Raw genomic sequence first — 14,419 nt, 5'->3', positions numbered from 1 at the left:
TATGCCGGGCGAGTTCGCTCGCCCGGGCTGTTTATTCCCTTGCATGCGGACGTTCACTACCATGCTTATTGATCAGAAAATACCTTTGGGCCAGTACATCGCGGGCTTTGTCGAATGGTTGACGCAAAACGGCGCCAACACATTCGACGCAATCGCGCTGTTCCTGGAAACGATGATTCACGGCGTGACGTTCGCGCTGACCTGGTTCAACCCCCTGGCCCTGATCGGCCTCATTGCGCTATTGGCGCACTTCATCCAGCGCAAATGGGGCCTGACCGTATTCGTCATCGCGTCCTTCCTGCTGATCCTCAACCTGGGTTACTGGCAAGAAACCATGGAAACCCTCGCCCAGGTGTTGTTCGCGACCCTGGTTTGCGTACTGATCGGCGTGCCGCTGGGCATTGTTGCCGCGCACAAGCCGATGTTCTACACAATGATGCGTCCGGTACTCGATCTGATGCAGACCGTACCGACCTTCGTTTACCTCATTCCTACCCTGACCCTCTTCGGGCTGGGTGTGGTCCCAGGCTTGATCTCCACGGTGGTGTTCGCGATTGCCGCGCCCATCCGCCTGACCTACCTGGGCATCCGCGACGTACCGGACGAACTGATGGACGCCGGCAAAGCCTTCGGCTGCTCCCGTCGCCAGCTCCTGTCGCGCATTGAACTGCCCCATGCGATGCCCAGCATCGCGGCCGGTATCACCCAGTGCATCATGCTGTCGTTGTCGATGGTGGTGATCGCCGCACTGGTGGGCGCCGATGGCCTGGGCAAACCCGTGGTCAACGCACTGAACACCGCCGATATCGCCCTGGGCTTCGAAGCCGGCCTGGCGATCGTATTGCTGGCGATCATGCTCGACCGAATCTGCAAACAACCCGACGCTAAAGTAGGGGGTGACGCATGAGCATCATTCGTTTCGAAGACGTCGATGTTATTTTCTCCAACCGCCCCAAGGCCGCGCTGGACCTGCTGGACAAGGGCCTATCGCGACCCGAGATCCTGCAGCAGACCGGCCTGATCGTCGGTGTGGAAAAAGCCAGCCTGTCCATCGAGAAGGGTGAGATCTGCGTCCTGATGGGCCTTTCCGGCTCCGGTAAATCCAGCCTGCTGCGCTGCATCAACGGCTTGAACACGGTCAGTCGTGGCAAGTTGTTCGTCGAGCATGAAGGGCGGCAGATCGACATCGCTTCCTGCTCCCCTGCCGAACTGAAGATGATGCGCACCAAGCGCATCGCCATGGTGTTCCAGAAGTTCGCCCTGATGCCTTGGCTGACCGTGCGCGAGAACATCAGCTTCGGGCTGGAAATGCAGGGCCGTCCCGAGAAGGAACGGCGCAAGCTGGTGGATGAGAAGCTGGAGCTGGTGGGCCTGACCCAGTGGCGCAACAAGAAACCCGACGAGCTGTCCGGCGGTATGCAGCAACGGGTCGGCCTGGCCCGCGCCCTGGCGATGGACGCCGACATCCTGCTGATGGACGAACCATTTTCGGCCCTCGACCCGCTGATCCGCCAGGGTTTGCAGGACGAACTGTTGGAACTGCAACGCAAACTGCAAAAGACCATCGTGTTCGTCAGCCATGACCTGGACGAAGCCCTGAAGCTGGGTACGCGGATCGCCATCATGAAAGACGGCAAGATCATCCAGTACAGCAAGCCGGAAGAGATCGTGCTCAACCCGGCGGACGACTATGTGCGCACCTTCGTCGCCCACACCAACCCACTCAACGTCCTGTGCGGTCGCAGCCTGATGCGCACCCTGGACAACTGCAAGCGCATCAACGGTTCGGTGTGCCTGGATCCGGGCGGCGACTCCTGGCTCGACCTGGCCGAAGGCAACACCATCAAGGGCGCCCGTCAGAATGGCGCGGCGCTGGACCTGCAGAACTGGGTACCGGGCCAAGCCGTCGAAGACCTGGGCCGGCGTCCGACCCTGGTTGATTCCAACATCGGCATGCGCGACGCGCTGCAGATCCGCTACCAGACCGGCAACAAACTGGTGCTCCACGATAACCAGCAAGTCGTCGGCATCCTGGGCGACAGCGAGCTGTACCACGCACTGCTGGGCAAGAACCTGGGCTAAGCCTGCACACGAAAACGCCGCGAGATGATCGCGGCGTTTTTGTTTGTGCATTTGCTGACTACTGACTACTGACTACTGACTACTGACTACTGACTACTGACTACTGAGGGGATTTATCCCCGCTGGGCTGCGAAGCAGCCCCAAAAGCCAGGTGTCTCGGTGTGTCAGACAACATGAGGTCGCCGCTTTTTGGGCTGCTGTGCAGCCCAACGGGGATAAATCCCCTCGCCACAACAGTATTCCAGCTATCAATGGGCGTTAGGCCTCCACACCAGCCGACGAGTGTTATAAAGACATCCCGAAAAAGTCCTCGCCCCGCACGACGGGTTTCCCATGTGCCTTCAAGCGCCCTTTACACATGGAAATCCCGACAGACAGCGACGACTTGTCATAGAACCTGTTTTTTGTTGATTGAACGTTCAATCAAAACAAAATAGACTGGCTTTCATTCCGGCAGACGACTCTCGCCCGCCGGATGGCCTAAGGAGATGTGCTAGATGCCCAAGGTCGGTATGCAACCCATCCGCCGCCAACAACTGATCGAAGCCACGCTGCAAGCGGTCGATCAAGTCGGCATGGGGGACGCCAGCATTGCGTTGATCGCTCGTTTGGCCGGTGTCTCCAACGGCATCATCAGTCACTACTTTCAGGACAAGAATGGCCTGATCGCGGCCACGGCCCAGTACCTGATGACTGTCCTGAGCGAGAACGTCACCGCGCGCCGCCAGGCGCTGGAGGACACAAGCCCCCGGGCTCACCTGAAGGTGATCATCGAAGGCAACTTCGACGCCAGCCAGGTCAACGGCCCGGCAATGAAAACCTGGCTGGCCTTCTGGGCCACCAGCATGCACCACCCGTCTTTGCACAGGTTGCAGCGGATCAACGATCACCGCCTGTATTCCAACCTGTGTAGCCAGTTCCGCCGCGTGTTGCCCGTCGATCAGGCGCGCAGCGCAGCAAGGGGCCTGGCCGCGTTGATTGACGGTTTGTGGCTGCGCGGAGCGCTGTCGGGAGACGCTTTCGATACCGCCCAGGCGCACCGGATCGCTTACGAATACATGGATTTCCAACTGACCAAAGCAGGGGCACCAGAGCACACAGAACCGCTCGACTCCTGAACCGCCGCCGAACCGCGTAGTCAGCTATAAACGACACGCTCCGGTGGCCAGCCAACCACTTATGCACTTGCGAGGACTTTATGGCCCGTTTCGAACTGCAAAAACTCTACATCGATGGCGCGTACAGCGATGCCAGCGGCGACGCCACTTTCGAAGCCATCAACCCTGCCAACGGTGAGGTCCTTGCCCAAGTGCAGCGTGCGACTTTCGAGGACGTCGAGCGCGCCGTGGTCAGCGCCGAAAAGGGCCAGAAAGTCTGGGCCGCCATGACCGCCATGCAGCGTTCGCGCATCCTGCGTCGCGCGGTGGACATCCTGCGCGAGCGCAACGATGAGCTGGCCGCCCTGGAAACCCTGGACACCGGCAAGGCCTACTCCGAGACCCGCTATGTCGACATCGTCACCGGTGCCGATGTGCTGGAATACTACGCCGGCCTGGTGCCCGCTATCGAAGGCGAGCAGATCCCGTTGCGCGACACGTCTTTCGTCTACACCCGTCGCGAACCCCTGGGCGTAGTGGCCGGTATCGGCGCGTGGAACTACCCGATCCAGATCGCCCTGTGGAAATCCGCACCGGCCCTGGCAGCCGGTAACGCGATGATCTTCAAGCCGAGCGAAGTCACCTCGCTGACCACCTTGAAACTGGCCGAGATCTATACCGAAGCCGGCGTTCCGCCAGGCGTCTTCAACGTCCTGACCGGCAGCGGCCGTGAAGTCGGCACCTGGCTGACCGAGCACCCGCGCATCGAGAAAGTCTCCTTCACCGGCGGCACCGACACTGGCAAGAAAGTCATGGCCAGCGCCTCGAGTTCTTCGCTCAAGGACGTGACCATGGAACTGGGCGGCAAGTCGCCGTTGATCATCTTCGACGACGCCGACCTGGATCGCGCCGCCGACACCGCGATGATGGCCAACTTCTACAGCTCCGGCCAGGTCTGCACCAACGGCACCCGCGTGTTCGTGCCGAGCCACCTCAAGGCCGCCTTCGAAGCCAAGATCGCCGAGCGCGTGGCGCGCATCCGCATCGGTAATCCAGAGGACGAAAACACCAACTTCGGCCCGCTGGTGAGCTTCGCCCACATGGAAAGCGTGCTGGGCTACATCGAGAAAGGCAAAGCCGAAGGCGCGCGCCTGCTGTGCGGTGGTAGTCGCCTGACCGACGGTGAATTGGCCAAGGGCGCTTTCGTCGCCCCGACCGTGTTCACCGATTGCACCGACGAGATGACCATCGTGCGTGAAGAAATCTTCGGCCCGGTGATGAGCATCCTCACTTATGAAACCGAAGAAGAAGTGATCCGCCGCGCCAACGACACCGACTTCGGCCTGGCCGCCGGCGTCGTCACCCGCGACCTGAACCGCGCCCACCGCGTGATCCACCAGCTCGAAGCCGGCATCTGCTGGATCAACGCCTGGGGCGAGTCCGACGCCAAGATGCCGGTGGGTGGCTACAAGCAATCGGGCGTGGGCCGGGAAAACGGCATCAGCTCGCTGAACAACTTCACCCGCATCAAATCGGTACAGGTCGAGTTGGGCGATTACGCGTCGGTGTTCTGATCTGACACCAGGCCTTGAGTGAACGCTGTTGTGGCGAGGGAGCTTGCTCCCGCTGGGCTGCGAAGCGGCCCCAAACCAGGCCCCGAGGTCATCCAGACAGAACATGGTCGCTCTACAGGCGACTGCTGTGCAGCCGAGCGGGAGCAAGCTCCCTCGCCACAAGGGCACTCGGCGACCACGACCTGAACCCAATTCAAAAGAGGGTGCATTTCATGTCCCACGTATTCGACTACATCATCATCGGCGCCGGCTCGGCCGGTAACACCCTGGCCACCCGCCTGACCGAAGACGAAGGCGTCACCGTCCTGCTGCTCGAAGCCGGCGGCCCGGACTATCGCCTCGACTTCCGTACGCAAATGCCCGCCGCCCTGGCGTTCCCGCTGCAAGGCCGGCGCTACAACTGGGCCTACGAGACCGACCCGGAGCCGCACATGAACGGCCGCCGCATGGAGTGCGGTCGAGGCAAGGGCCTGGGCGGTTCTTCGCTGATCAACGGCATGTGCTACATCCGCGGCAACGCCCTGGACTATGACAACTGGGCAAAACTGCCTGGCCTCGAGGACTGGACGTACCTGGACTGCCTGCCCTACTTCAGGAAAGCGGAGACCCGGGACATCGGCCCGAACGATTACCACGGCGGCGACGGTCCGGTCAGCGTGACCACCCCCAAGGCCGGCAACAACCCGTTGTTCCACGCCATGGTCGAGGCCGGCGTACAGGCCGGTTACCCGCGCACCGAAGACCTCAACGGCTACCAGCAGGAAGGCTTCGGCCCGATGGACCGTACCGTCACCCCCAATGGCCGTCGTGCCAGTACCGCGCGCGGATACCTGGACGTGGCCAAGAAGCGTTCGACCCTGACCATCGTCACCCACGCCCTGACCGACAAGATCCTGTTCGAAGGCAAGCGTGCGGTCGGCGTGCGTTACCTGGTGGGCGCCGCCGAAGAGCGGGTCGAAGCCCGGGCGCGCAAGGAAGTGCTGCTGTGCTCCGGCGCCATCGCCTCGCCACAGATCCTGCAACGCTCCGGGGTCGGTCCGGCCAAATTGCTGGAGAGCCTCGACATTCCGGTGGTCCACGACCTGCCGGGTGTCGGTGAAAACCTCCAGGACCACTTGGAGCTGTACCTGCAATACGCCTGCACCCAACCGGTCTCGCTGTACCCGTCGCTGCTCTGGTACAACCAGCCGGCCATCGGTGCCGAGTGGCTGTTCAACGGCACCGGTATCGGCGCCAGCAACCAGTTCGAGGCCGGCGGTTTCATCCGCACCCGCCCGGAATTCGATTGGCCGAACATCCAGTACCACTTCCTGCCGGTGGCGATTAACTACAACGGCAGCAACGGCGTGAAGGAACACGGCTTCCAGGCGCACATGGGCTCGATGCGTTCGCCAAGCCGCGGCCGGATCCAGGCCAAGTCCAAGGACCCACGCCAGCACCCGAGCATCCTGTTCAACTACATGGCGACCGAGCAGGACTGGCAGGAGTTTCGCGACGGCATCCGCCTGACCCGCGAGATCATGCAACAGCCGGCGCTCGATCCGTTCCGTGGCCGCGAGATCAGCCCGGGCATCGAGGTGCAGACGGACGCGCAACTGGACCAGTTCATCCGCGAGCACGCCGAAACCGCGTTCCACCCGTCCTGCTCGTGCAAGATGGGCACCGACGACATGGCGGTGGTGGATGGCGAAGGTCGCGTGCATGGCATGCAAGGACTGCGCGTGGTGGATGCCTCGATCATGCCGATCATCACCACCGGCAACCTGAACGCGCCGACGATCATGATCGCCGAGAAAATCGCCGACAAGATCCGTGGTCGCAAGCCATTGCCACGCAGCACTGCCCCGTACTACGTGGCCGGCGATGCGCCGGTGCGCGGCAAGCCACTGCGGGAAGTCGGGCCTATGGCCCAGTAAGACTCAAGCTCGCTTGGATAAAGATCGCTCCCACGCAGAGCGTGGGAATGATCTCCAACGATCTTTACAGCAGCATCCTGCTCGCGATGGCGCTCGACCAGGCCCTCAAATTCCCTTCTACCTTGATCCCACCCCCACCCCAGGCCTAATCTAGAGCCGCCGCGTCAAATCACCGCACTGCGCCGCACCCTCGCTCCAGACAAGGAGGTTCCATGTTCGACTTCCACCCCCAGCTCAAGCAGCGTTTTGCTGCCTTGCGCACGGGCGCTGAATTCTTTTCCCTGCGTTACGTGCGCGAGTCCGGCCAGCACCTGTCGGTGCGCAAGAATGTCGCCGAACCGCCCAGCCTGGGCCGTGATGAAGGGGCGATGCTCACGGTGCGGGTCAATGGTGTCGAGGCCTACGCCGCCACCAACGATCTGTCCCAAACCGGCCTGCAAGCGGCGCTGGAACGAGCCGAGCAACAGGCCCGCCGGCTCAAGCCCCACGCCCTGCTGGACCTGCGCGAGCAAGCGGTGTCCAGCGACCGCGCCGATTACTTCTCGCCGAATTTCGACCAGGCCTTCCCACCACTGAGCGATTGCTACCAATTGCTCGGCGACGAGTCAGCCGCAGTGCCTCAGGACGAGCGCCTGGTGAACTGGCAAGCCAGCATCGGCCTGACCCAGGTCGAGCAGATCTACCTCAACAGTGCCGGTGCTGAATTGCGCCAGGCCCAACGTTTCATCTACCCGGCCCTGGAAGTCACCGCCTTCAACGGCAACGACAGCCAGACCCGCACCCTGGGCCGGGAAAATTTCGGCCAGCAAGGCAGCTTCGATGTGATCAGCCGCAGCGGCCTGCTCGGCGCCGGGCTGAAAATCGCCGACCAGGCCCTGCAACTGCTGCTGGCACCGAACACCCCGCAAGGCCCCCGCGACCTGCTGCTGATGCCTGACCAGATGATGTTGCAGATCCACGAATCCATCGGCCATCCGCTGGAACTGGACCGCATCCTCGGGGACGAGCGCAATTACGCCGGCACCAGCTTCGTCAAGGCCAGCGACTTCGGACACCTGCAATACGGCTCCAACCTCTTGAACGTGACCTTCGACCCGAACATTCCCGAAGAATTGGCCAGCTACAGCCATGACGACGATGGCAGCGCCGCCAGCAAACAGTTCCTGATTCGTGAAGGCCTGTTGCTGCGCCCACTGGGCGGCGCACTGTCACAGTTCCGTGCTGGCCTGGACGGTGTCGCCAACAGCCGCGCCTGCGGCTGGAATCGCCCGCCCATCGACCGCATGGCAAACCTGAACATCGAACCCGGCGACCAATCCCTGGAACAACTGATCCAAGGCACCGAGCACGGCGTGCTGATGCGCACCAACCGTTCCTGGTCCATCGACGACGCCCGCAACAAATTCCAGTTCGGCTGCGAATGGGGCCAGTTGATCGAGAACGGCGAGCTCAAGGGCGTGGTGAAGAACCCCAACTACCGGGGTATTTCCGCGCAATTCTGGAAGAGCCTGCGCGCCGTGGGCGATGCCAGCACCTTCCAGGTCCTGGGCACGCCGAACTGTGGCAAGGGCGAACCAAACCAGGTCATCCGCGTCGGCCATGCCTCGCCGGCCTGCGTGTTCAGCAACGTTGATGTGTTTGGGGGAGATGCCTGATGAGCACTGTCACGAATCAGGCCGAGGCATTCAAGGCGTTGGTCGAGTGGCTGCGCGATGCCTTGCACGAGCCTGAACAGTTCACCCTCGGCTACGCCGCCGAGTCCTCGGCCTTCGTCCGTTTCAACCATGGCAAGGTCCGCCAGGCCGGCCTGGTGCAGCAAGCCAATGTCAGTTTCAAACTGATCGACGACGGACGCCACGCCGACTTGCAGATCACCTTGTCCGGCGAAGCCGAGACGGATTTGCAACGTTTGGCCGAAGGCCTGCAACAGCTGCGCGAAACCTTGCCGCTGCTGCCCCGCGATCCATACCTGCTGCTCAACCACGCCCACTGGCAGAGCCATAACGTGCAGGACCATCCGTTGCCGGACACCGAGCAGGCCGTGGCCGAAATCAGCCGCGCCGCCGAAGGCCTGGACCTGGTGGGGTTCTACGCCGCCGGGCCCATCAGTCGAGGTTTCGCCAGTTCTGCGGGGGCGTTCGGCTGGCACCAGGCCAACAGCTTCAACTTCGATTTCAGCCTGTTCCATGAAAACGGCCAGGCCGTGAAAGCCAGTTACGCCGGGCATGAATGGAGCAGCGAAGGATTTGCCCGGCGCTTCGAACAGGCCCGCGAGCAACTGGCGTTTCTCGGCCTGCCGTTGCGCACGTTGCCGCCCGGCGAATACCGCGCCTACCTGGCGCCGGCCGCCCTGGAAGAGATCATGGGCATGCTCAGTTGGGGTGGGTTCTCGGCCCGGGCGATTGCCAGCAAGCAGAGCCCGTTGCAGAAGTTCTACGCCAACGAAGCAAGCTTGAGCCCCAACGTGTGGCTGAGCGAGCAGGTCAGCGGCTCCTTGAGCCCGGCGTTTTCCGACGAAGGTTATCCCCGCGATGACCTGGGGCTGATCGCCAAGGGCACGGCCAATGCGCAGTTGGTCAACTCCCGCAGCGCCGCTGAATACGGCCTCGCCGCCAACGGCGCCAGCAGCTACGAATACCCTACGGCGCTGGACATGCGGGGCGGACAGCTGGAGCACAAATACATCCTCGAACAACTTGGCACCGGGCTGTACATCAGCAACCTCTGGTACCTGAACTACTCGGACCAACCGGCCGCCCGCCTGACCGGCATGACCCGCTTCGCCACGTTCTGGGTCGAGAACGGCCAGATCGTAGCGCCGGTCAGCACCATGCGTTTCGACGACAGCGTCTACAGCCTGCTCGGCTCGCAACTCGAAGGCCTGACCCGAGAGAGGGAACTGCTGCTCTCGGCCAGCACCTACAGCCAGCGGGCCACGGCCTCGATATTGTTGCCGGGGGCGCTGGTGAAGCGGTTGACCTTGACGTTGTAATGACCGGAGTTGTACCCCTGTGGCGAGGGAGCTTGCTCCCGCTCGACTGCGCAGCAGTCGCAAAACCCTGCTGACCCAACGCATCTGAAACACCGCGGTACCTGGTTTTAGGGTTGCTTCGCAACCCAGCGGGAGCAAGCTCCCTCGCCACAACAGCGATACCTGTTCCTGATCAACACTTCATACAAGAGGTCCCATGCCCAACCGCGCACCGCTCGACGCCGTCACCGCCCGCTGGCTTCCGTGGGTGGTGGCGATTGCCTTCTTCATGCAGTCCCTGGACGGGACCATCCTCAACACCGCCCTGCCCGCCATGGCCAGCGACCTGGCGGAAAACCCGCTGCGCATGCAGGGCGTGATCATCGCCTACATGCTCACCGTGGCGTTGCTGATCCCAGCCTCGGGCTGGATCGCCGACCGTTTCGGCACCAAGAAGATTTTCTTCGGGGCGATCCTGCTGTTCAGCTTCGGCTCGTTGCTGTGCGCCTTATCCAATTCGTTGAGCATGCTGATCGGCGCCCGGGTCATCCAGGGCCTTGGCGGTGCGCTGATGCTGCCGGTGGGCAGGCTGGTGGTGCTGCGGGCGTATCCGCGCTCGGAACTGGTGCGGATCATGGGCTTCATCACCATCCCCGGCCTGCTCGGCCCGCTGATCGGCCCGACCATGGGCGGTTGGATGGTGGAGTACCTGACCTGGCACTGGATCTTCATCATCAACCTGCCGGTGGGCGTGATCGGCTGTTATGCGGTGTGGAAGTTCATCCCCGACCTGCGCGGCAGCGAGCGCACCCGGTTCGATGGCCTGGGGTTCCTGCTGTTCGGTGCGGCGATGGTGCTGATCACCATCGCCATGGAAGGCCTGGGTGAACTGCACCTGCCGCACCTGCGGGTGATGCTGTTGCTGTTCGGCGGCATGGCCTGCCTGGCGGCCTATTGGCTGCGGGCCGGGCACGTCGAGAATGCGCTGTTCCCGCCGTCGCTGTTCAAGACCCGGACCTTCGCCGTGGGCATTCTTGGCAACCTGTTCGCGCGCCTGGGCAGCGGTGCCCTGCCGTTCCTGGTGCCGTTGCTGCTGCAAGTCGCCCTGGGCTATTCACCGTCCCAGGCCGGCATGAGCATGCTGCCCCTGGCGGCGGCGGCCATGGTCGCCAAGTCCGTGGCCCGGCCGCTGATCGAACGCCTGGGCTATCGCATCGTCCTGACCGGCAACACCCTGGCGCTGGGCCTGATGCTGGCGAGCATGGGCCTGGTCAGCGAACAGACGCCATACTGGCTGCTGCTGGCGCAACTGGCAGTGCTGGGCGCGATCAACTCGCTGCAATTCACCGCGATGAACACCGTGACCCTGATCGACCTGGACGACGCCAGCGCCAGCAGCGGCAACAGCCTGCTGTCGGTGGTGGCGCAGCTGTCCCTGAGCCTCGGCGTGGCCTGCGCCGGCGCCCTGCTCGGCGGCTTTACCGCCCAGGTGGGCAACGATGGGGTCGATACCGTGCTGGGCGCGTTCCAGCTGACCTTCGTAACGGTGGGGATCATGGCGATGCTGGCAGCGACGATTTTTTCCCAGTTGTCCAAGCAGGATGGGCGGCGGCAGAAGCGTCACGACGAGCATATCGAGCACTAAGCCAGGCGCTTGGGGCGCTGTCTGAACCGGGGGACATGCTGGCCCTTGTGGCGAGGGAGCTTGCTCCCGCTGGGGTGCGAAGCGCCCCCAAAATCGGTCGACACGGTGTACCTGAAATATCGCGTCGCCTGGGTTACGACTGCTGCGCAGCCGAGCGGGAGCAAGCTCCCTCGTCACAGGGGCCACACCACAGCTCGTCCAGAACTTTCGAAGAAAGTGGCACGAGGCTGCTACACTGCGCGACATTTTGTTTTGCAGGCCAGTCCCGTGACCACCATTGCCACCGCTTTTAATACTTTGCCGCTGTCCGCCGCCATGCTGGCTAACCTCGAATCACTCGGTTATGCCCAGATGACGCCGATCCAGGCGCAAAGCTTGCCGGTGATTCTCAAGGGCATGGACCTGATCGCCCAGGCCAAGACCGGCAGCGGCAAGACCGCGGCTTTTGGCATCGGCCTGCTGAACCCGATCAACCCGCGCTTCTTCGGCTGCCAGGCCCTGGTGATGTGCCCGACCCGTGAGCTGGCCGACCAGGTCGCCAAGGAAATCCGTCGCCTGGCCCGAGCCGAAGACAACATCAAGGTCCTGACCCTGTGCGGTGGCGTGTCGTTCGGCCCGCAGATCGCTTCCCTGGAACACGGTGCCCACATCATCGTCGGCACGCCAGGACGCATCCAGCAGCACCTGCGCAAGGGTTCGCTGGTCCTGGACGGCCTCAACACGCTGATCCTCGACGAAGCCGACCGCATGCTCGACATGGGCTTCTACGACGCCATCGAAGACATCATCCAGCAGACCCCGGAACGCCGCCAGACGCTGCTGTTCTCCGCCACCTACCCGGTGGGCATCAAGCAACTGTCGTCCAAGTTCATGCGTAACCCGCAGCAAGTGAAGGCCGAGGCGTTCCACTCCGACGCGCAGATCGAGCAGCGCTTCTACGAGATCGCCCCCGAGGAGCGCATGGACGCAGTGGTCAAGGTCCTGGCGCATTTCCGCCCGGCCTCCTGCGTGGCGTTCTGTTTCACCAAGCAGCAGGTCCAGGAAACCGTCGATCACCTGACGTCCAAGGGCATCTCGGCCGTCGGCCTGCACGGCGACCTGGAACAGCGCGACCGCGACCAGGTACTGGCGATGTTCGCCAACCGCAGCACCTCGGTGCTGGTAGCCACCGACGTGGCGGCCCGCGGCCTGGACATCGATGCACTGGACATGGTGATCAACGTCGAACTGGCCCGGGACTCGGAAATCCATATCCACCGTGTCGGCCGCACTGGCCGTGCCGGGGAGAAAGGCATCGCCATCAGCCTGGTGGCGCCGTCCGAAGCCCACCGCGCCCAGGCCATCGAGCAGTTGCAGAAGTCACCGCTGAGCTGGGACCAACTGGACAACCTCAAGCCCCAGGGCGGCGGCCCGTTGTTGCCGGCCATGAGCACTCTGTGCATCGGCGCCGGGCGCAAGGACAAGGTCCGCCCCGGCGACATCCTCGGTGCCCTGACCGGCGAGGCCGGCATCCCTGGCGCCCAGGTCGGCAAAATCGCGATCTTCGATTTCCAGGCCTACGTGGCCGTGGAACGCGGCATCGCCAAGCAGGCCCTGCAGCGCCTGAACGATGGCAAGATCAAGGGCCGGTCGTTGCGGGTGCGGATCCTCTGACCGCTGTTGATTCACCCTGTGGCGAGGGAGCTTGCTCCCGCTGGGCTGCGCAGCAGCCCTGAAAACCATGAACGCGATGCTTCAGACAGTTCGCTGGCTTTTCGACCGCTTCGCGCTCGAGCGGGAGCAAGCTCCCTCGCCACAAGAGCGAACTCCTGTCAGACCCCAGATATGCAGAGGACACCGTTTTGCGCTCTACCGAAGTCGTGATCATTGGCGCTGGCGCCGCAGGGTTGATGTGCGCACTGACCGCCGCCGCGCGCGGGCGACAGGTGCTATTGCTGGACCACGCCAACAAGGCCGGCAAGAAAATCCTCATGTCGGGCGGTGGACGCTGCAATTTCACCAACATGTACACCGAGCCAGGCAATTTCCTCTCGCAGAACCCGCACTTCTGCAAATCGGCCCTGGCCCGCTACACCCAATGGGACTTCATTGCCCTGGTGGCCAAGCACGGCGTGCCCTATCACGAGAAAAAGCTCGGCCAGTTGTTCTGCGATAACAAATCCAGCGACATCCTCGGCCTGCTCTTGGATGAATGCGACCAGGCCGGCGCCAGCCTGCATCTGGACACCTCGATTACACAGATCGAAAAAGCCGACGGCGGCTACCTGCTGCAAACCACCCTTGGCGCCATCGCCTGCCAGTCCCTGGTGATCGCCACGGGCGGGCTGTCGATCCCGACCCTGGGGGCGACCGGCTTCGGTTATCAGGTGGCAAAACAGTTTGGCCATGCACTGCTGCCCACCCGCGCCGGACTGGTGCCGTTCACCATCACCGATCAGCTCAAGGCGCTGTGCACCGAGTTGTCAGGCACCTCGGTGGATTGCCTGGTGAGCTGCAACGACCAGAGCTTTCGCGAGAACATCCTGTTCACCCATCGCGGCCTGAGCGGTCCGGCGATCCTGCAGATTTCCTCGTTCTGGGAATCGGGGGACACGGTGCAGATCAACCTGTTGCCGGACCACGACGTGCCGCAATGGCTGCAACAGCAGCAGAGCGAACGCCCCAATAGCGAGCTCAAGACGTTGCTGGGCGAGTTGTTCACCAAGAAAATGGCCAACCTGCTGGCGGACACCTGGTTCGTCTCCAAACCCATGAAGCAATACACCCATGCGGAGCTGGCAGACATCGCCGAAAAACTGGCGAGCTGGAACGTCGTCCCCGCTGGCACCGAAGGCTACCGCACCGCAGAAGTCACCCTGGGCGGCGTCGATACCCGGGAAGTCTCGTCCAAGACCATGGAGTCGCTGAAAAGCCCCGGCCTGTATTTCATCGGCGAAGTGCTGGATGTCACCGGGCACCTGGGTGGGTTCAACTTCCAATGGGCGTGGGCTTCGGGGTATGCCGCCGCGCAGTACGTCTGATCCCCACCTGGGTTGAGCCTGCTTTTGTGGCGAGGGAGCTTGCTCCCGCTGGGCTGCGCAGCAGCCCCCCTCTCAAGCTCACTCAATCAACCTGATCCACCGTGTCGCCGGGTT

10 protein-coding genes are annotated in these 14,419 nt (G+C 62.8%); all 10 read left to right on the top strand.

The genetic code is table 11. The features are described 5' to 3' along the window. Positions 1-61 precede the first annotated feature (61 nt). The 10 genes from choW to BLT00_RS08625 all read left to right on the top strand — a co-directional run bounded on the left by choW (position 62) and on the right by BLT00_RS08625 (position 14,305). On the top strand, positions 62-907 hold the full coding sequence (gene choW / locus BLT00_RS08675) for a choline ABC transporter permease subunit (RefSeq protein WP_014340605.1): 846 nt from the start codon (positions 62-64) through the stop codon (positions 905-907). Further along, positions 904-2,082, top strand: coding sequence for a choline ABC transporter ATP-binding protein (gene choV, locus BLT00_RS08670; RefSeq protein WP_063324024.1), 1,179 nt, complete (start codon positions 904-906; stop codon positions 2,080-2,082). The genes choW and choV overlap by 4 nt, the downstream gene beginning before the upstream one ends. A gap of 497 nt (positions 2,083-2,579) precedes the next feature. Further along, positions 2,580-3,200 carry a transcriptional regulator BetI gene (betI, locus tag BLT00_RS08665; RefSeq protein WP_063324023.1) on the top strand — a complete coding sequence of 207 codons (621 nt, stop codon included), beginning with the start codon at positions 2,580-2,582 and terminating at the stop codon, positions 3,198-3,200. 80 nt (positions 3,201-3,280) lie between these two features. Further along, complete coding sequence (gene betB, locus BLT00_RS08660; RefSeq protein ID WP_092146278.1) at positions 3,281-4,753, top strand: betaine-aldehyde dehydrogenase; 1,473 nt, start codon at positions 3,281-3,283, stop codon at positions 4,751-4,753. 212 nt (positions 4,754-4,965) lie between these two features. Further along, a complete protein-coding gene (gene betA / locus BLT00_RS08650) occupies positions 4,966-6,669 on the top strand; it encodes a choline dehydrogenase (protein WP_063324021.1) in 1,704 nt (567 codons plus the stop codon). Positions 6,670-6,881: 212 nt separating this feature from the next. Then, positions 6,882-8,324, top strand: coding sequence for a TldD/PmbA family protein (locus BLT00_RS08645; protein WP_092146274.1), 1,443 nt, complete (start codon positions 6,882-6,884; stop codon positions 8,322-8,324). After that, complete coding sequence (locus BLT00_RS08640) at positions 8,324-9,661, top strand: TldD/PmbA family protein (RefSeq protein ID WP_092146272.1); 1,338 nt, start codon at positions 8,324-8,326, stop codon at positions 9,659-9,661. The genes BLT00_RS08645 and BLT00_RS08640 overlap by 1 nt, the downstream gene beginning before the upstream one ends. A 196-nt stretch (positions 9,662-9,857) precedes the next feature. Then, the gene (mdtD, locus tag BLT00_RS08635) at positions 9,858-11,285 is read left to right on the top strand and encodes a multidrug transporter subunit MdtD (protein ID WP_092146270.1); all 1,428 of its coding nucleotides are present in this window, start codon (positions 9,858-9,860) and stop codon (positions 11,283-11,285) included. A 315-nt stretch (positions 11,286-11,600) separates the two neighbouring features. Next, positions 11,601-12,938 carry an ATP-dependent RNA helicase DbpA gene (gene dbpA, locus BLT00_RS08630; RefSeq protein WP_256572627.1) on the top strand — a complete coding sequence of 446 codons (1,338 nt, stop codon included), beginning with the start codon at positions 11,601-11,603 and terminating at the stop codon, positions 12,936-12,938. A gap of 188 nt (positions 12,939-13,126) precedes the next feature. Further along, positions 13,127-14,305: a BaiN/RdsA family NAD(P)/FAD-dependent oxidoreductase gene (locus BLT00_RS08625; RefSeq protein WP_092146268.1), complete on the top strand. Its 1,179-nt coding sequence runs from the start codon at positions 13,127-13,129 to the stop codon at positions 14,303-14,305. Positions 14,306-14,419: the final 114 nt, after the last annotated feature.

Origin of the sequence: Pseudomonas sp. NFACC51, assembly GCF_900103575.1 — a bacterium.
Taxonomy (GTDB): Bacteria; Pseudomonadota; Gammaproteobacteria; order Pseudomonadales; family Pseudomonadaceae; genus Aquipseudomonas; species Aquipseudomonas fluorescens_Q.
Note: the sequence above shows the minus strand (reverse complement) of the source record. Positions and strands in the feature narration are given on the sequence as shown.